The sequence below is a fragment of the Photobacterium proteolyticum genome, assembly GCF_001939735.1.
GTDB lineage: Bacteria > Pseudomonadota > Gammaproteobacteria > Enterobacterales > Vibrionaceae > Photobacterium > Photobacterium proteolyticum.
The window spans coordinates 186921-206054 of the sequence record NZ_MJIL01000099.1; the positions used below are offsets into that span (position 1 = coordinate 186921).

The window sequence follows — 19134 nt, forward strand, 5'->3', positions numbered from 1 at the left end:
CCTTTATCCTTGGCGCCAGTATTTATTGTTATGTCTGATCATCGACTGTATTTCATCAACATACGCCTGACCACGTTCCGAATAACGGCTTAGTCCTTCAGCCAGCTTGGTGCCTTCAATCATCTGGCCGGTACGACGCTGAGCCGCTCGAATATCGCGCAAATCAACGTAGGCACGATTTCGGTTCACGTTCATAAAGTATGCCTGTACAGACAGATACGCCGAATCAAACACCGCCACTTCATGGGTTGCGCCATTTGTGCGTGAAGCCGGTACTAAACCGCAACCTGCACGATAACACCATTGACCAAAATAGTTATTACCTTCAACAGCAAAGCGTGATGTACCCCACCCCGATTCATTGGCAGCCTGGCTTAATACCAGCTCTTCAGGTAGCACATCGACACGATTCAGCATTTCGTTGAGCCATGACTTGGCGATAGTTTTAGCCGCACTGTCTCCCTCTAGCGCAACCTGATACATTTTGCCGAGCTTGGCCGCGTAGTCGTACTCTTCGCTATCGAGCTTGTCACCCGAGTCAAGCTTGGCCTGAATGCTCAACAAAAACTGCCGCTCTCTTTCAACCCGCTTGTTCTCATGCTCAACAGCAGGTCGAAGAAAATCAAAGAAAGCCGCTTTCTTCTGGTTTACATCCTTAAAAGCTCGAAAATCAGGTTTAGATGTGTATGACGCTTTAATTTTCGTGTCGTCGACAGCTTCTGTTAACGGGTTCTCCGGAAGAGTTTCGCCACAGCCGGCCAGGCCTGTGATCAGCGCCAATAGCGCAAGTTTTTTTGTTGTTTTTATCACGCGTTAAAGACCTTAGAGTCACCTGTTGTCGAGTTGTCGTCGTCACTGCCCTTTTTCATTGATGTTACCTGCAGCGTAATTCCGAACAAGTTACGGTAGACAATCCCCTTAACATTGAAGAAAAACGGTATGGTCCAGATAAGGCCAACGCCGGCTGTTGCAAAAGAAATGAAGAACATGATCAGCACGACCAGATAAATAGCGGTTAGCGGCATAAGTTTTCTCACCGTAGCCACCAACGAGTACTGAATCGCTTTCAACGGGGTAACGCGCTTCTCACACACCAGTATGATCGCCATACTAAAGCCCATAGAAAGGAACAAGCCGATTAGTGGGAAAATAGCATTACCAACCCCCTGCAGCGACGAAGTCAACAGCATGGTCACAACAGATACCAGGGTGAACGGGAAGCCTTTAACCAAGTGGCTAGGTTTGGTTGGCAAGCCGACAGCGTGGTTCAGGGCCATCAGGCTAACACCTACATATAGCGGGGCACTCAGTACATCTGACCAAAAGTTCGCCATGTAGCCCGCCTGAACAATTTCCGAGGAAATCTCACCGCCTGTCACAATCGCCTCAAAGAAAAGTGAGGCATCACCAAGCTGTACCTGCAGGCCAAGCATCAACAGCGCAACCTGGGCCAAAAACAAACCGATAATTGCAGGGAGAAACGAGAGAAAATTCTTGGCCGTTACCTTCCAGGCTTCCTGAAGTATTGCAAAAGCCTGAAGTTCAGAGTCACCCTTCATGGCTTTGTCGATCGAGCCACCGACATGGAAAGTTTTGTTGTTCATTCTGTTTTATCAACTAATCAGTAATCATAGTGACGTGATTGTACGCTAGCCGGCCTCTATATAAAAATCGAACTAGCACTTAATTGTTAAATAGGTATTAACAAAGCAATCTATAACCCCTCCTTCATAGAAATCACCTCTTATTCTCGGTTAAAGCATAATTGGCAGCCAAGTCTGTTCGTTGGCATTTTTAATCTATGCTTAGTAGCTGCGGTGCTTCACTGTAATAGTAGGTTTACCCTTGATTTTATTGTTAAAAATAGCGTGCATTACCGAGTTCATTTTAATCAATCTGACTATTATTTTTTGCGGTTGAAAATTAGCTAAAAAAACCATGAAAAAACGCTTTGAATTACTAAGTTAGAGGTCTATTATGCGCCTCCTAAAATTAGCCTTTCTGTCGGGGTGACACAGTGAACCCCCTAGGTGGAGATAACGTAGAATTGAACGCTGCACAAACAACTAAAAAACCAGTGATTCAGCTAAAAGGGCTGAGCAAAGGCTTCGATGGCAAGCAAATCATCACTGGTCTTGATCTAAACGTTAATGATGGTGAGTTCCTGACTATTCTTGGTCCGTCAGGCTGCGGTAAAACGACTGTTTTACGCCTCATTGCAGGTTTTGAAAATGCTGATGCCGGTCAGGTGATGATTGACAATCAAGACGTCACCGAGATCCCAGCGGAAAACCGCCATGTTAATACTGTTTTCCAAAGCTATGCGCTATTTCCGCATATGACAGTATTTGAAAATGTAGCGTTTGGATTGCGCATGCAAAAAGTTGCTGAGAGCGAAATTGAGCCTCGTGTTACTGAAGCGCTATGTATGGTGCAGCTTGAGAGTTTTGCCTCTCGTAAACCCCATCAGCTATCTGGTGGACAGCAACAGCGTGTAGCGATTGCCCGCGCCGTTGTTAACAAGCCAAAAGTACTGCTGCTTGATGAATCTTTGTCTGCGCTTGATTACAAACTACGTAAGCAGATGCAGATCGAGCTGAAACAGCTACAGCGTAAACTGGGGATCACGTTTATCTTCGTTACCCACGATCAGGAAGAAGCCCTGTCGATGTCAGATCGCATCATTGTTATGCGTGACGGCAACATCGAACAAGATGGTTCGCCGCGTGAAATCTACGAAGAGCCAAAGAACCTGTTTGTTGCGCGCTTCATTGGCGAGATCAATGTCTTTGATGCGACGGTTAAAGAGCGTCTTGACGAAAACCGTATTCTGGCGAATGTCGAAGACCGCTCGTCGCTACTGCACTGCAAACTGCCCGTTGAGAATGGTGACAAGGTCAAAGTCCTGCTGCGCCCGGAAGATATTCGCCTGGAAGAAATCAATAATGACGAAACAGCGAATGGCATCGTCGGCTACGTACGTGAGCGTACCTACAAGGGGATGACTCTTGATTCCGTTGTTGAGCTGGAATCTGGCACCTCTGTCATGGTTAGCGAGTTCTTCAATGAAGATGATCCTGATGTTGATCACTCGCTTGACCAAAAAGTGGCGATTACCTGGGTGGAAAGTTGGGAAGTGGTACTTGCAGATGAACAAGAAGCTTAATCTTCAGAACATCATCATTACTGTTATTGTCAGTTGGTTATTGCTGTTTGTCTTTATTCCCAACCTGATGATCATCGGAACCAGTTTTCTGACCCGTGATGATGCAAACCTGATAGAAATGACGTTTACGCTCGATAACTATATTCGGTTATTCGATCCGCTATACGCCAAAGTAATGCTGCATTCGTTTTATATGGCGCTGGTGGCGACCCTGCTTTGCCTGGTCATCGGTTATCCATTTGCCTACGCGATTGCAAAGATGCCGGTCAAGTGGCGGCCATTTATGCTGTTTCTGGTGATTGTTCCTTTTTGGACCAACTCACTGATCCGCACCTATGGCCTGAAAATCATGCTTGGAACACGCGGTGTATTCAACAATGCCCTGCTCTATCTCGACATTATCGACAAGCCGATCCGCATTATGTACACCGAGTATGCCGTGATGGTTGGCCTGGTCTACATTCTGCTGCCGTTTATGGTCCTGCCGCTCTATTCGGCCATCGAAAAGCTGGATCATAACTATATCGAGGCAGCTCGAGACCTCGGTGCCAATAAGTTGCAGACATTTACGAAAGTGATCATCCCGTTGACAATGCCGGGCATTATCGCAGGCTGTCTGCTGGTATTATTGCCGGCACTGGGTATGTTCTATGTCTCTGACCTGCTTGGCGGAGCGAAGAACCTATTGATTGGTAATGTCATCAAGAGTCAGGTTCTCAATGCCCGTGACTGGCCGTTTGGTGCAGCTACGAGTATCGCCCTGACCATGGCGATGGCTGTCATGTTGTATGCCTACTACCGTGCAGGCAAGTTGCTTAACCGTAAAGTGGAACTGGAATAATGGGACGCGTATTTAAATTCAGTCTGATGGCTGTGGTGTATGCTTTCCTGTATACACCGATTATTATTCTGATCGTGAACTCCTTTAATGCCAGCAAGTTTGGTATGAAATGGGGTGGCTTTACAACCAAGTGGTATGAGCATCTGGTCAATAATGACAGCCTGATGCAGGCAGCCTGGCACTCGCTGAATATCGCAGTGTTTTCAGCGACAGCCGCAGCCATTATCGGGAGCCTGACGGCCGTTGCCCTGTTCCGCTATCAGTTTCGCGGCAAACATTTCGTCAACGGCATGCTGTTTGTCGTCATGATGTCGCCAGACATTGTTATGGCTATCTCGTTATTGGCACTGTTTATTCTGGTAGGTGCCGAGCTGGGCTTCCTGACGCTGCTGCTCTCTCACATCACCTTCTGTCTGCCTTTCGTGGTAGTCACGGTCTACAGCCGACTGAAAGGGTTTGATGTAAAGATGCTTGAAGCAGCGCGCGATCTTGGCGCCAGCGAGTGGGTGATCCTGAAGCAAATTATTCTGCCGCTGGCAAAACCGGCTGTTGCTGCGGGCTGGCTGCTAAGCTTTACCCTGTCTCTGGATGATGTAATTGTTAGCTCATTCGTGACCGGGCCGTCCTACGAGATCTTGCCATTGAAGATTTACTCAATGGTCAAAGTGGGAATTTCACCGGAAGTGAATGCACTAGCCACGATAATGCTTATTGTGTCTCTGGTTCTGGTTATTTGCTCGCAGTTACTCGCCAGAGAGAAGATTAAATAAAGTAATCTAGCTCAGTTTTATAATTGGCCTTGTGCCAGATACTGCAAGTGATTAGTCAGCCGATTAATCACTTGTTTTTTATCAATACCCTGCTGGGGTTTTGGAGATGATAAACAAATGAAAAAATGGTCCGCTTTTCTGACCGGTACTGCTTGTGCAGCAGCGATGTTCTCAACCTTTTCGAATGCTGCTGATAAAGAATTAGTTTTTATGAACTGGGGCCCTTATATCTCTACAGAGCTAAGGGAGCAGTTTACTAAAGAGACTGGTATTAAAGTGATTTATTCGACTTACGAGTCGAACGAGACTATGTACGCCAAGTTGAAAGCACACCCGAAAGGTTACGATCTGGTTGTGCCATCCACTTACTTCGTTGCCAAAATGCGCGATGAAGGCATGTTACAGAAAATCGATAAATCAAAGCTAACTAACTTCCAAGAGCTTGATAAGAATTATCTGGATAAGCCTTTTGATCCGAACAACGACTACTCCATCCCCCATGTAATCGCGATGACCGGACTGGCCGTAAATACAGATATGTACGATCCGGCCGACTTCGATAGCTGGGCCGATCTGTGGAACCCTGAGCTCGAAGGCCAGTTGATGCTGATGGATGATACCCGTGAAGTATTCCATATTGCCCTTCGAAAGTTGGGTTACTCTGGTAACACGACGGATCCAAAGCAAATCGACGAGGCTTATGAAGAGCTGAAGAAGCTGATGCCGAATGTGTTGGTATTCAACTCCGATAACCCGGCAGCACCCTACCTTGCCGGTGAAGTCGGCTTGGGCATGCTCTGGAACGGCTCGGCAGCCGCAGCGCAAAAAGAAGGCCTGCCAATTGAGCTTGTCTGGCCTAAAGAAGGCGGTATTTTCTGGGTCGATAGCCTGGCTATTGCCAAGAACGCTGAAAACGTTGATGCCGCCCATAAGATGATCGACTTCCTGCTTCGCCCGGATATCGCGGCCAAGATTTCGGAAGAAACCGGTTATCTTACCGCAGTCAAGGCGTCGAATGACAAGTACAAAGACAACCCGACGCTCTTCCCACCTCAGGAAGATCTAGATCGTGGTGAATGGCAGGACGCTGTTGGCGAAATGAATATTCGCTATGAAAATTACTTCCTGGAACTAAAAGCCGCTCAGTAATTCTGCATATGAGGCAACCAGATAATATTTGGTTGCCTTAATCATAAACCTATCTGCTATAATCTCCTTTTAAATCGTCTGTTTATAGTCATATACCCAAGCTACCGCAAGGTTCACTCCCAAAGGGCGAGTTTACTTGGTGACTATGCGTTGTTACCGACTATTAATTTAGGACCACTAGATTTTCAAATCGGTGCCTAGCCTAGTAACCAAGTAATTCTCGCTGAACAAGCACCTTGAAGTAGTTTGGGTATATTAAATAAAAGAAAATGGCTCTCTGGAGTCATGGGATTTCTTTTGCATGTAGGAGAAGCGGTTAGTACCTAACAGCCATACGCATTTATTTGCAATTTGGCGTTTATTGTTTAGTACATTCGCTGGAGATAACTCTCAACATATCCTGATAGTTAGGAGCATAATAAAATGAAAAAATGGTCTTCCTTAGTGGCCGGTGGTATTTGCGCAATGGCAATGTTTTCGAATGTTGCAGCAGCTGCAGATGAAGAGCTGTATTTCTACAACTGGTCTGAATACATTCCAAGTGAAGTATTGGAACAGTTCACGAAAGAAACGGGCATTAAGGTGATTTATTCGACTTATGAGTCGAACGAAACCATGTACGCCAAGCTAAAAACCCACGGCACAGGCTACGATCTCGTCGTTCCTTCAACATACTACGTCTCTAAAATGCGCGACGAAGGCATGCTGAAGAAAATTGATCGCTCCAAGCTATCAAACTTTGATGAGCTTGATCCAAACTACCTGCACAAACCATTTGACCCAAGCAACGACTACTCTATCCCTTACATTTGGGGCGCGACCGGTATCGGTGTCAACACAGAAATGATGGACAAGGCTGAAGTCAGCTCTTGGAGTGATTTCTGGGATCCTAAGTGGGAAGGTCAGCTAATGATGATGGATGATGCTCGCGAGTTCTTCCACATCGCACTTCGCAAGCTAGGCTACTCTGCGAACACCCAGAACCCTGACGAAATCAAAGCAGCCTATGAAGAGCTGAAGAAGCTAATGCCAAATGTATTGGTATTCAACTCAGACTACCCTGCTAACCCATACATGGCTGGCGAAACATCACTAGGCATGCTTTGGAATGGCTCTGCATACATGGCTCGCCAGGAAGGTGCCGAGATCGAAATCGTATGGCCAAAAGAAGGCGCTATTTTCTGGATGGACAGCCTGTCAATTCCAGCGGGTGCCAAAAACGTCGATGCGGCTCATAAGATGATCGACTTCCTGCTACGTCCGGAAAATGCGGCAAAAGTTGCTCAGGAAATCGGTTACCCAACACCTGTTGCCTCAGCGAAGAAACTACTTCCAGCAGAGTTTGTTAACGACACCAACATCTTCCCACCTCAGGATGTGTTGGACGCAGGTGAATGGCAGAACAGCGTAGGTACTGCTAACACCATCTACGAAGAATACTACCAGAAGCTGAAAGCGGGCCAGTAATAGCGAACGCTATCACTAGCTTAAAGCCGATTAGATGACCAAAACCCAAGCTGCTGCTTGGGTTTTTTTCATCTTTTTTCACTCCAGACTAATCCAACAAGGTATTTATGGCTTGGCATAACCACTTAGCTGCCGGGCCCATACTGCAATCTTTCGGTGTGATGTACTCAATCGGAACTGACCAGTCTTTATAGTCGAATGTTACCGGAAGTATATGCAGTTGACAGGAAACATCCTGTTCAACAAGATGCTTTGGCATGTAAGTCCAGCCTAACCCCATTTCGACACTTTTCAACAACGCACGGTAGTCATTGCCGTACCAGATCTGCGATGAAACCGGCTGTAAATGCGCCTGGTGTACTCCATTTGTCCCCCTAATCATCAGTTGTCGGTGAGGGATCAGATCCGCAGGAGTAACGCTCTTTAAACTTGCTAGCGGATGTGTTTTACAAACAACAGGAACAAACGACAAGTTACCGATATAGCAGATATCCGTCTCTTTAAGAAACGTCATATCACTCAAAATGACACCGATATTCGCTTTTCCAGCCACCACGTATTGAATAATGTCACTACTGGACATCGTCATAATATTCAATGATGTTGCAGGGAACCGATGCGAAAAGTCATCAATAATCTTATAAAAGCGTGCAACTTGCAGGCTATCTTCGATAGCAAGTGTTAACTGGGTCTCTTCATTGTTGGTTAGCGCCTTTGCCGCACTTTCAAGCTCGTAAGCCTGTTGCAAGATCGCCTCGGCAAAAGTCAGCAGGTGCTTGCCTTCATTGGTTAAGCTCGGCTTGCGGGTACTCCTGTCAAAAAGAGTCACATCAAGGTCAATTTCCAGATTAGAAATCCCCTGGCTTACTGCAGACTGCACTTTACCTAACTTTCTGGCGCATGCTGAAAAAGAACCCAGCTTCGCAGCCGTAACAAACATGTTCAACTGATCGAGATTATACATATCATCACAAATTATGATATTAACTAACTAGATCTAATCATATATTAAGATACATTGGCTGCATAGATTATCCCTTAAGAGTATTAACCCATGTCAGTTAAAGAACGTATCTTGCACAGCCTGCTTTTTGAAGCGATTGCATTATTCATCCTAATGGTTGCAGCGAAGCTGTTTACTTCCCACAACCCAGGTGTTGTTGGCGGTATTGCAATTGTCTTATCGCTATTGGCGATGGCCTGGAACTACGTCTACAACTTAGGCTTCGACCATATTTTTGGTCACGATCGTTTATCACGAAAGCTAGGCATGCGTATCGCACACGGATTTGGCTTTGAAGCAGGCTTGCTGATCGTTACAATTCCGCTATTAATGTGGGTGCTACAAATGGATTTCTGGACAGTATTCGTACTTGATCTGGGTATTGTTATCTTCTTTTTAGTTTACTCAATCATCTATAACTGGGCTTACGATCAAGTACGCTCAAAAATAACAACACGAAAAGCTGTCACTTCATAAGTAATAAAGCAAAAGCCCGTGGTTGTTTAATATACCCAAACTAGCTCAAGTTGCTCTAAATTAATAATCGGTAACAACGCATAGAAGCCAAGTAAACTCGCCCTTTGGGAGTGAGCCAGCGCGCCCATTTCTGTGTCAAATAACGTTAAAAGGGGCTACCATTCCTACCGTTATTTTCCTTGAACTGAACACGCTGGTCTCACTCTGAATCCTGCATCTTGGGTTNAAAAGGGGCTACCATTCCTACCGTTATTTTCCTTGAACTGAACACGCTGGTCTCACTCTGAATCCTGCATCTTGGGTTAGTTTGGGTATATCCACGGGCTTAGTGTTTAAATAAAACGCAGAGTGCTAAGACAGAATTTGATCCACAAATTCCGGAACCAACACGGAAGCAGGACCATAGCGCTTTTCAGCAAACTCACTTTCAACTTCACTCGGCTCAAGATTGAGCTCTACCGTGTGTGCACCATGCATAGCCGCCTCATGGACAAAGCCTGCTGCGGGATACACTGCGCCAGAAGTACCAATCGAAATAAACAAATCGGCTTTCATCAACGCTTCATGAATGCGATCCATGCCAATCGGCATCTCACCAAACCACACCACATTCGGGCGCATTGGTGCTGGCATCTGACAGCAATGACAATGATCATCAAGAGAAATGTCCCCACTCCAGGCTACACTCTGACCAGTGCTACTACACTGCGCCTTTAAGAGCTCACCATGCATGTGAATAATATTACTTGTTCCTGCTGCCTCATGAAGGTTATCAATATTTTGGGTAACAACGGTTACTTGCCCTTCCAGTTCACGCTCGAGCTTGGCCAACGCCAAATGGGCTGCGTTTGGGGCTACTGTACCACCCTCGAGTTGCTGGCGACGTTGATTGTAGAACTCTTGAACCAAAGATGGGTTTCGGCGGTATCCTTCAGGGGTCGCGATATCCTCGATATGATGATTTTCCCACAATCCATCTTGATCACGGAAAGTACGAATGCCCGATTCAGCTGAAATGCCGGCGCCGGTCAGAATCACGATATTACGATACGGGAAAAGCATAGATACGTCCTTTTCAGCTTGTATAAGCTATTTATATCACTGTTTTCATAAGGTTATAAGTTAAAAGTATTCGACATTAGTCTAATGTTTAGAGGTTATACTCATAAAGTTATAGTGCATTAAGGCTATTGTCCATAGTGCGGCTCACCAAACGAAACAAAGCCGGTGAGGAGCGCTCACCGGCTTTGTTTGTCTTTTCAGGAACCTGCAAGAAATAAAATAACTATGCATTGTCCTGAGTTGGCTTCTTCGAAGCTTCAAGCTTCTCATCATAGCCCGGCTGGTTTTCTGGTAAATCTTTTACCTCTTCATACCACAGGTCATGGTGTTCTTTCGCCCAGGTCTCGTCGACTTCACCCGTGATCATGCCATCAAGTGCCGCTTCCATACCAAACAGACCAATATAGATATGGAAAACAAAACCACAGATCAATATCAGTGCCGAGAACATATGAACAAGGTTCGATAATTCCATATCGCGACGTGTCTGGCCAAAGATTGGGAAGTCTAAAATGAAACCACTCGCAGTAATAAAGATACCGAAGAAGATCAGCAGCCAAAAGATAGCCTTCTCACCACCATTAGAGAAGCCAGCAGAAGGATGGGTGCCTTTGTGCTTGCCAACCATGCCGCCCATCTTCATGAACCATTTAACATCCACCATGTTAAAGATGCTCTTGCGCCACCATTTGATTAGCACAGCGAGAAGCAAGAAGGCAAAAATCGGACCGATATAATTATGATATTGCTTGGCAATATAGATTATCCAGCCCCATAACTCTGAAGGCACCACCGGCTTGATAAAATGTTTACCATAAACCAGCGTCAGGCCACTGAAGGCCAATGTCAAAAACGTAAACGCCATGCTCCAGTGCAATGCCCTGTCCAGACGACTCCAGCGTTTGATCTTGCGTCCGGTTTTAGGCTTGCTGAGCTTTAGCGGCCCGATGGTTACATATGCCAAAGCAACTAATGCCAGACTGCCAAAAATAGCCAATGCTCCCAACGGAGACATCCACTTCTCTTTGAGGATAAACCACGTCTGCCCCGGGACAGAGATAAGTACACCATGCTCCGGTGACTGTGATGTGGTATACCCTTCCTGACCATCCTTGACCATGCGCCAATAGTCAGCGCCGGCAAAGCCTACGATTTCTTTCTGAATCACAGATTCGCCCAAGCGCGTATTATCAGATTGTTGGCTGGTCTCAGTACTGGCCAATACTGACAGCGAAAACGTCAGCATGAATGCAGTAACCAATAAAGTAAACCAGCGTTGAATTCGCTTAGTCATTAATACTCCCGACTGTTTGTAAAAACAGTTTTACTCAATAATGGTTTCAGCCCGCACGCAGGCTGAAACCGTTCAGTGCTTTACGCACCAGACTTAGCTAGATGCTTAAGCCTTGCGAACCTCGCCGGCATCATAGGCAAGATCATCGGCATTGGCCCATCCCGCCTCTTTCGCTCCACGAGCGACCACACGCTCGCGGTAGATATCGGAGATTTTGGCCGCATCGCCAGCAAGCAGCGCCTTGGTCGAACACAAAGATGCACACATCGGCAGCTTGCCTTCTGCAATACGGTTGGCGCCGTACTTCTGCTTCTCTTCATGCGAACCAGGCTCGACACCCGGACCACCGGCACAGAAGGTACACTTGTCCATCTTGCCGCGCTCGGCAAACGCGCCGTGTTTAGGGAACTGAGGTGCGCCGAATGGACAGGCGAACAAGCAGTAGCCACAGCCGATACACAGATCTTTGTTGTGGCGAACAATGCCGTCTTCGGTTTGTTCGAAGCAGTCTGCAGGGCACACCGCCATACAAGGCGCATCACTACAGTGCATGCAGGCCACCGAGATCGAGGTTTCTCCCGGCTCACCATCATTAAGGGTAACAACGCGGCGTCGTTGGATGCCCCACTCAAGCGCATCATCGTTTTCGTTTTTACAGGCGGTAACACAACCGTTGCACTCGATACAACGTTTAGAGTCACAAAGAAATTTCATACGTGCCATCAGAATGACTCCTTACGCTTTAGAGATCTTACATAGGGTTACTTTGGTTTCCTGCATCTGAGTGACAGGATCGTAGCCATATGTGGTTGCAATGTTTGCAGATTCACCGGAAATAAACGGTGCGGAACCTTCTGGGTAGTTTCCTCGTAAGTCTTCACCCTGGAATTTTCCACCGAAGTGGAACGGAATGAAGGCCAAGCCAGGTTTCACCCGGCGAGTTACCATCGCCTTAACGTGGATACGGCCCTTCTCGGCACCTTCAACCCACACCATGTCACCATCGCGGAAGCCAAGATCGTTGGCATCTTTCGGGTTAACCTCAACAAACATTTCTTGCTGCAGCTCGGCCAGCCAAGGGTTAGAGCGGGTTTCGTCACCACCACCCTCGTACTCAACCAGACGACCAGAGGTCAGGATGATCGGGTACTCGCCAGACACGTCTTTGTCCTGAATTGACTTATACAGAGTCGGAAGACGGAACATCGCCTCGCTGTCATTCCATGTCGGGTAATCTGTCACCAAATCACGGCGAGGTGTGTAAAGTGGCTCACGGTGTAGCGGCACTGCATCCGGGAAAGTCCAGACAACAGCACGCGCTTTGGCGTTACCGTAAGGGATACAGCCATGCTTGATCGCAACACGCTGAATACCACCAGACACGTCTGTTTTCCAGTTTTTCCCTTCGGCAGCCGCTTTTTCCTCGGCGGTCAGTTCATTCCACCAACCAAGTTGCTTGAGCATCTTGTCACTGAACTCCGGATAACCGTCTTCCAGTTCACAACCTAGCGAGTAGCTGTCATCAGCCAGCAGGCTTTCACCATTTCGCTCAACACCAAAACGGGCACGGAAATTACCGCCACCTTGGGCAACCGTTTTAGATGTATCGTAAAGAATATGGGTACCCGGGTGTTTCATCTCAGGCGTCCCCCAACACGGCCAAGGCAGACCGTATGTTTCACCGTCAGCTACACCGCCTTCAGCTTCAAGAGACGTTTTGTGGAAGGTATGCCAGTTCTGCTGGTGTGCCTTTAGACGCTCTGGGCTCTGGCCGGTATAACCAATTGTCCACATACCTTTGTTGAATTCACGAGTAATGTCTTCAATCACCGGCTGATTATTTTCTACTTTAATGTGCTTGAACAGCTGATCGGCAAGACCAAGCTTTTTCGACAGCAGGTACATAATTTCGTGATCTGGTTTAGATTCGAATAACGGCTCAATAACTTGATCACGCCACTGAATCGAACGGTTTGTCGCCGTAACAGAGCCAGTCGTTTCAAACTGAGTTGTCGCTGGCAGCAAGTAGACATTATCGGTACGGCCGTTCATTACCGCCGCAACACCCGGGTACGGATCAACAATAACCATCATGTCCAGCTTGCCCATTGCTGTGCGCATTTCCGGGCCACGAGTCTGGGAGTTCACCGCATGTCCCCAGTAGAACATGGCGCGGATGTTGTCGTTCTGCTCGATGTTGGCTTTATCTTCCAGCACGCCGTCAATCCAACGCGATACAGGAATACCGGCGTTGTTCATTGGTTTCTTGCCACGATAGTCAGCTTGGTCAAAACGCCCTTTCAGCCATTCGTAATCAACGTCCCACACGCCAGCCCAGTGTTTCCACGCACCTTCGGACAGGCCGTAGTAGCCAGGCAGATTGTCAGACAGAACGCCAAAGTCGGTTGCGCCCTGTACGTTATCGTGACCGCGGAAAATATTGGCACCACCACCAGCTTTACCCATGTTACCAAGCGCCAGCTCTAAAATGCAGTAGGCACGCGTGTTGTTGTTACCTGTGGTGTGCTGAGTACCACCCATACACCAGACAACACAGCCAGGACGGTTCTCTGACAGCATCTTCGCCGTTTTATACACTTCAGCTTCAGGCACACCACTGACACGCTCAACTTCTTCCGGTGTCCACTTGGCCACTTCGGCACGCACTTCATCCATACCCCAGACACGCTGGCGAATGAATTCTTTGTCTTCCCAGCCATTCTTAAATACGTGGTACAAAATACCCCAAATAAAGGCGACATCCGATCCCGGGCGAAGCGACACATAATGATCGGCTTTAGCCGCAGTACGGGTACGGCGCGGATCGGCAACAACAATCTTACAGCTGTTACGCTCTTTGGCGATCAGGATATGCTGCATCGCAACCGGGTGCGCTTCAGCGGCATTCGAGCCGATAAACAGAATCGACTTACAGTTGTGCATGTCGTTCAGCGAGTTGGTCATCGCGCCGTAACCCCAGGTATTGGCAACACCGGCTACCGTTGTCGAGTGACAGATACGCGCCTGATGGTCAACGTTGTTGGTTCCCCAAAGCGATACCATCTTACGGAACAGATACGCCTGCTCATTATTGTGTTTTGCAGAGCCCAGCCAGTAAACTGAATCCGGGCCTGATTCTTCGCGGATTTTCAGCACTTGCTGGCTAACTTCTTCCAGCGCCTGCTCCCAGCTCAGCTTTTTCCACTTACCGTTGACCAGTTTCATCGGGTATTTAACGCGGCGCTCACCATGACCGTGTTCACGTAGCGCGGCACCTTTAGCACAGTGTCCACCAGCATTAAAAGGATGGTCAAAAGCGGGTTCTTGGCCAGTCCAGACACCTTCTTGTACTTCGGCGTAAATACCACAGCCCACAGAACAGTGAGAACAAATAGTACGCTTAACTTCCACAGGGGCTTTCGGGTCGACCGATTTCGCCTGGGCTTTTTTCATCATACCCGGTGCAAACATGCTGGCACCAGCAACACCACCAGCCGCTGCCAGGGATGTGTTTCGGATAAAGGAACGACGAGAAATACCTAGCTGGTTTTCATCCTTGCTCACTTTGTCGGAACGTTTAGTCAGTTTCATTTATTGCTCCGCCTTACAAGGTTTCGTAGTAATCACGAACATGCTGAGTTTCGCGATAGCCTGTTGAGTTGTTTTCGTTCTTCTGTTCCGGCGTCTCTACCGCTGCCTTGGCAACGGTTGTCGTACCGGCAGCAACAGCTCCAGCAGCCGCAGTCAAACCAATGCTCTTCAACAATTGGCGACGGCTTTGATCAGTTTCATTATGAATAGCTTTGTTTTGCTCACTCATAAAAGCTTGCTCCTTTATCGTTGTTCCTGATGACCAAAGCATGTTCATCGGGAATCGATTCTTATGTTTTTTCTAATTACGTCGTTACAAAAAGTAAAATCAGAAAACTCTAGTTCACTTCAATAAAACGCGTTTTCTCTACCGTTAAAAATTGCAAAGCCAGCTCGCCCACCGCGCAGTAGAACACGGCACTCTCGGCGGCTTTCATATCGGCACATAACCGCTCAAACCAGGTTGCGATATGGCGGTTAAAGAAAGTTTTTTGCAGATGCTCATCACCGCCCTCCACCAGCATCGCCATCACTTCCAGCAGCGCAGCAATGTGGTCTTCCGGCTCTTTCACTGACTCATCACGTTCGAAACCCAGCTGGACCAGATCTCGACGCAAGTGAGCCAAAGGCATTTCCATCAAGGAACCGGTTAGATACCAAGACCCAAATGGCACAATTTCACCACGGCCGATACCGATAAACAGATCCTGATACTCTTCTTCAACAGCAATCAGATTGGCTTTTTGCGCAGCCAGTTTTAGTAACGGCCAGGCTGCTGCCATCTCAGTGGTTTGATGCTCAGATGTATCCACGTTCAGATCGGCCAGCCAGTTCAGGACGTTTTCATCCGGTGCCTGACGCATCAGATGCGCAAGCATGGCGTAGATCTCGATACGCAGTGACGTTTCTTCGTGTTGTGGCTGATTTACCATCGGTTGTTCCATTTGTTGAACCATACTTAGCTCCTTACACCCTTAACTGACTTTCAGGATCAGCGTCGATCTTGGAAAAGACATCACGTACGCGACAGTCTTCACACATAGCCAGACGGCGAATGGCTTCTCCCTGGAATTGAGAGTGACCTTGTAACTTTTCAGTTAGCATTTTCACCATAGATGCCGGAGCAAATGGGTTACCGCAACTTGTACAACAAGCCGCTTCTTCCTCATAAACAACACGCGCTTCCTGACGCTCCGCTTTGTTCCAGTTAAGGCCCGGCTTCAGTGCAATCACCTTTTCTGGACAAGCTTTTTCACACATTCCGCATTGCACACAGTCTTCTTCAATGAATAGCAGCCCCGGACGATCGCCAATAGCATGCAAAGCGCGGGTCGGACATACCGCCACGCATCCCATACATAAAGTGCAATCATCCGATTGGCATTCCACCGAACCATATGGTGCATTGGCAGGCACGTCTGAACGGACAGGCTTTTTCTCTGCAGCGCTATACAGCAACTCAAGTACCGCAAAGAGTTTCTCTCGCTTGCTGCCTTCGAGGCGCTCAACAGAAGATGTTGTTGCAGTTGGTAACAAAGGCGTATCGAAAGGCTTAAATGATGCCGCCGAGGCGAGATCAAATAATGCAATCCGGTCGGCCTTATAGCCAAGCACGGTAAGAAATGTCTGAGCAACCGAAAGCTCGTCAGACAGAACGCGATCAATAGTGACAGGAATATAAGCCGTGTTCGTTGCCAGAAGCACTTGATGAGCGCCATAGGCCAAGGCTGAAAACCAAGTATCAATTCCTACGGTTGCCAACTCTTCCAGCGCCACAGGAATAACTGTAGAAGGAAGCTTGGCAAGTGCATTCACAACATATTGCTCATCTCGATTGCCATATATAAGCAGAGTGGGTTTTTCTCCCCCTTCTTGCTGATAACGGTTTAATAATCGGGATACAAAATGCTGAGTATTATCAGGATCAGGCAGTGCATAGCTAATGGCTTCTGTAGGGCAAGCCGTCGCACAAGTTCCTACGCCCTGACAAAGGTAGGGATTGATTTCAATGGCATGGCCATTACTGGACAATGCACCCGCCGGACACGCGTCTACACAGCGATCACAACCGCTTACACCACGTGACGAATGGGCACAAAGATCCGGGTTGAGACGAAAATACTTTGGCTTATCGAATGTTCCCAGCATATCGGGAAGATCTTCAACAACATTCGCCAGTTTCGCCTTTCCCGCACCCACACCATAATACCCCGGAGCCGGGATTTCTGTTTCAACAACCCCTTCAGGCGTCATATCAACAACAAGATCAAAACAATCACGACCAATCGCTATTTTGGCCAAGTTCGCGAAGGCTTCCGTATTCTCAGTTTCTGCATTTGCTTCTGATGCAGAGCCCGAATTAATACCACCCACACGGCAAGTTACTTCGAACGCCCCAAGGTAACCTTTAACCTTTACCTGAGAGCTGAAATACAGGTTCTCACCTTTACTTGCCATATCTGCTTTGGCTGATTGTTCTGTCGCAAGCAACGTCACCGAGTTCAGCGCCGAAAATTGAGATTTCAGTGCAGTGATCGTTTCTTGCTCACCAATCAGCAACACATTCCCGCGGCTTTCATAAGAAACCGTAGGCGGGATCAGGTTTGACAGCTCGACAGTACCTGCAATAGCAGTTTGTCGTGCTTGTCCGTTCTTGTCAGAAAATGCTTCTAGTGTACTTTTTAACATTCTTATTCCTGTCTACTCGTCACCGTCAGTCAGTGCCGATTGAAGCTTCTTGTTTAATAAAGGGTTTTATAAACAGGACGCTTCATAGCCCTTATAAGAGCAATAACCGAACCAACTTTTCACGGAATAAAATGACCTAAAGGGAACTAAAGTCAGAAAGAGGCAGTTTGAACCACTCATTATGGGACAATTTGTCCTAGCCATTTTTGAGCAGTGCGCCAAAATGTCCCGATCTTTTTTAAGGGTATTATTCCCTTTTTGTCCCAACTTCAGTTCTGCTGCCTTATTTTTCGTTTCAACTGACTTTTCTTTTTATAAATAGCGAGTGTTTAACTGCTTGCTAAATGCTCATCGGACGCCCCTGACTCATCAAAAGAAACCTCTTCTGACAAGGTAGGGCTAGGTGCGTCTTGAATCGATGCTGCTTGGACCGGAGTCTCTTGAGACACAAACGCTGTTGATTCAGCCGGTTTCGAAAACGCTTGATGATCAGCGATAGCCGAGTTTGTCGCTTCACAGTCATCAGAAGCTGTCTGATCCAGTTGCTCTGAAGCGTCCAGCTGTTCTGACACTTCTTCTAGCTTTTCTGACGCCTGATTCACCCAGTTTCGAAGCTGTTTGGTCACACCGGAATCCAAGGTAGGGACATTGGAAAAGTCTTCCGTGTGATCATCCATATCACTGACATAGTTAAACTCGTCTGAGTGAAACAGCTTACGCAATGCCGCCTTCTTCACAGACTTATCAACACCCGTTCTCATAAACGACGTGACTCCGCCATCAAAGGTTACATTGGCAACATCTTTCAGTGTCAGCACTTCTGCTCCACTTTCCTCGTCTCCATCTTTCGATGGATTAGCCCCTGCACATGAATCAACTTCAGGTGATGATTTATCTGTTGCCTCAGTAACTTGGCTTAAGCTCGCAGTGTCTTCACTTAGAAAGGAATCCGCATCAGACTCAACAGCATCTTCTTTCTCAACAGCGGCTTCACACGATGCCAGCTTTCTGCTTGACCAACGCTGGAAAAAATTAGTTGCCACTAGAGCGCCCTTTTTTGTCTTTACTTTTGTCTTTACAACGCTTGCGCCTGAACTCAATTAACTCGCCATGACGGCCAATAAAAGCTTCCATCCAAGCCTGAACCTGAAGCGGGATTTGAATATGCAGAACTTGATAATCACCATCCATATAACTGCCCGCCACGCTTTGTGCTGCAGTAACCAATAGCGGGGATAGCTGCTCATTCTCCTCTTCACAAACAATGAATAAGTGCGGATCCTGAGAGCTCAGATTAAAGCGATATTCGGTACGCTCATCACGGTAGAGTTCCAATGGAAGGACGTAGCCACCATCTGATTGGGCAACTTCATTCTTTTTGTCCTGATCGTAAAGACAGACATCTTCAACAGACCAGGACAAGGTCGTCCAGCGACCAACTTGCTTCTCTTCAGAGGCCAAACGAAAGGCTATCGGCCATATGGATTCATCTTTATGCAAATCTGGCACATGCGCTCCTTAATCATTACTCGTTTACTCTTGAATAAGGCACACAAAGCAATTATCAGACCAACTTCAGTTTAAGCGCGCATTTCTACATGCCGGTCTCATATAATTGGAATGATG

At 47.3% G+C, this 19134-nt stretch carries 18 protein-coding genes; 6 read left to right on the forward strand and 12 right to left on the reverse strand.

The genetic code is table 11. The features are described from left to right. Positions 1-3: 3 nt before the first annotated feature. Both BIT28_RS27035 and BIT28_RS27040 read right to left on the reverse strand, forming a co-directional pair. Positions 4-810, reverse strand: coding sequence for a glucosaminidase domain-containing protein (locus BIT28_RS27035; RefSeq protein WP_075768057.1), 807 nt, complete (start codon positions 808-810; stop codon positions 4-6). Continuing rightward, positions 807-1604 (reverse strand): hypothetical protein, encoded by a 798-nt coding sequence (locus BIT28_RS27040; protein WP_075768058.1) that lies wholly within the window; start codon positions 1602-1604, stop codon positions 807-809. The genes BIT28_RS27035 and BIT28_RS27040 overlap by 4 nt, the downstream gene beginning before the upstream one ends. A gap of 443 nt (positions 1605-2047) precedes the next feature. On the opposite strand from BIT28_RS27040, the gene potA reads away from it, so the two are divergent. The 5 genes from potA (at position 2048) to BIT28_RS27065 (ending at position 7393) form a co-directional block, all read left to right on the forward strand. Then, entirely contained in the window at positions 2048-3166 is a 1119-nt protein-coding gene (gene potA / locus BIT28_RS27045) for a spermidine/putrescine ABC transporter ATP-binding protein PotA (protein WP_075768059.1), read from the forward strand. Further along, positions 3150-4007, forward strand: coding sequence for a spermidine/putrescine ABC transporter permease PotB (gene potB, locus BIT28_RS27050; RefSeq protein WP_075768060.1), 858 nt, complete (start codon positions 3150-3152; stop codon positions 4005-4007). Before potA ends, potB begins: the two co-directional genes overlap by 17 nt. Then, positions 4007-4777, forward strand: coding sequence for a spermidine/putrescine ABC transporter permease PotC (gene potC, locus BIT28_RS27055; RefSeq protein ID WP_075768061.1), 771 nt, complete (start codon positions 4007-4009; stop codon positions 4775-4777). Before potB ends, potC begins: the two co-directional genes overlap by 1 nt. A 117-nt stretch (positions 4778-4894) precedes the next feature. Next, positions 4895-5926, forward strand: a complete 1032-nt coding sequence (locus BIT28_RS27060) for an extracellular solute-binding protein (RefSeq protein WP_075768062.1) — start codon at positions 4895-4897, stop codon at positions 5924-5926. A 465-nt stretch (positions 5927-6391) separates the two neighbouring features. Further along, positions 6392-7393, forward strand: coding sequence for an extracellular solute-binding protein (locus BIT28_RS27065; protein WP_425439659.1), 1002 nt, complete (start codon positions 6392-6394; stop codon positions 7391-7393). A gap of 88 nt (positions 7394-7481) precedes the next feature. On the opposite strand, the gene BIT28_RS27070 is transcribed toward BIT28_RS27065, so the two are convergent. Beyond that, entirely contained in the window at positions 7482-8357 is an 876-nt protein-coding gene (locus tag BIT28_RS27070) for a LysR family transcriptional regulator (protein ID WP_075768064.1), read from the reverse strand. A 90-nt stretch (positions 8358-8447) separates the two neighbouring features. Here BIT28_RS27070 and BIT28_RS27075 point away from each other — a divergent pair, with 90 nt between their 5' ends. Next, positions 8448-8873 carry a PACE efflux transporter gene (locus BIT28_RS27075; protein WP_075768065.1) on the forward strand — a complete coding sequence of 142 codons (426 nt, stop codon included), beginning with the start codon at positions 8448-8450 and terminating at the stop codon, positions 8871-8873. Between the two features lie 351 nt (positions 8874-9224). Here the strand turns inward: BIT28_RS27075 and cobB are convergent, their stop codons facing one another. From cobB to BIT28_RS27120, 9 genes are all read right to left on the reverse strand, one after another. Next, entirely contained in the window at positions 9225-9935 is a 711-nt protein-coding gene (cobB, locus tag BIT28_RS27080; RefSeq protein WP_075768066.1) for a Sir2 family NAD+-dependent deacetylase, read from the reverse strand. A gap of 223 nt (positions 9936-10158) precedes the next feature. Beyond that, the gene (locus tag BIT28_RS27085; RefSeq protein WP_075768067.1) at positions 10159-11229 is read right to left on the reverse strand and encodes a formate dehydrogenase subunit gamma; all 1071 of its coding nucleotides are present in this window, start codon (positions 11227-11229) and stop codon (positions 10159-10161) included. Between the two features lie 105 nt (positions 11230-11334). Then, the gene (gene fdh3B / locus BIT28_RS27090; protein WP_075768068.1) at positions 11335-11952 is read right to left on the reverse strand and encodes a formate dehydrogenase FDH3 subunit beta; all 618 of its coding nucleotides are present in this window, start codon (positions 11950-11952) and stop codon (positions 11335-11337) included. 12 nt (positions 11953-11964) lie between these two features. Next, positions 11965-14820: a formate dehydrogenase subunit alpha gene (locus tag BIT28_RS27095; protein WP_075768069.1), complete on the reverse strand. Its 2856-nt coding sequence runs from the start codon at positions 14818-14820 to the stop codon at positions 11965-11967. Between the two features lie 13 nt (positions 14821-14833). Further along, positions 14834-15049, reverse strand: coding sequence for a formate dehydrogenase subunit or accessory protein (locus BIT28_RS27100; protein ID WP_075768070.1), 216 nt, complete (start codon positions 15047-15049; stop codon positions 14834-14836). A 109-nt stretch (positions 15050-15158) separates the two neighbouring features. Beyond that, a complete protein-coding gene (locus tag BIT28_RS27105; protein WP_425439656.1) occupies positions 15159-15776 on the reverse strand; it encodes a TorD/DmsD family molecular chaperone in 618 nt (205 codons plus the stop codon). A 10-nt stretch (positions 15777-15786) separates the two neighbouring features. Next, positions 15787-17508: a 4Fe-4S dicluster domain-containing protein gene (locus BIT28_RS27110; protein WP_075768071.1), complete on the reverse strand. Its 1722-nt coding sequence runs from the start codon at positions 17506-17508 to the stop codon at positions 15787-15789. A 329-nt stretch (positions 17509-17837) separates the two neighbouring features. Further along, positions 17838-18551: a DUF3306 domain-containing protein gene (locus BIT28_RS27115; protein ID WP_075768072.1), complete on the reverse strand. Its 714-nt coding sequence runs from the start codon at positions 18549-18551 to the stop codon at positions 17838-17840. Continuing rightward, complete coding sequence (locus BIT28_RS27120) at positions 18541-19017, reverse strand: DUF3305 domain-containing protein (protein WP_075768073.1); 477 nt, start codon at positions 19015-19017, stop codon at positions 18541-18543. The genes BIT28_RS27115 and BIT28_RS27120 overlap by 11 nt, the downstream gene beginning before the upstream one ends. Positions 19018-19134: the final 117 nt, after the last annotated feature.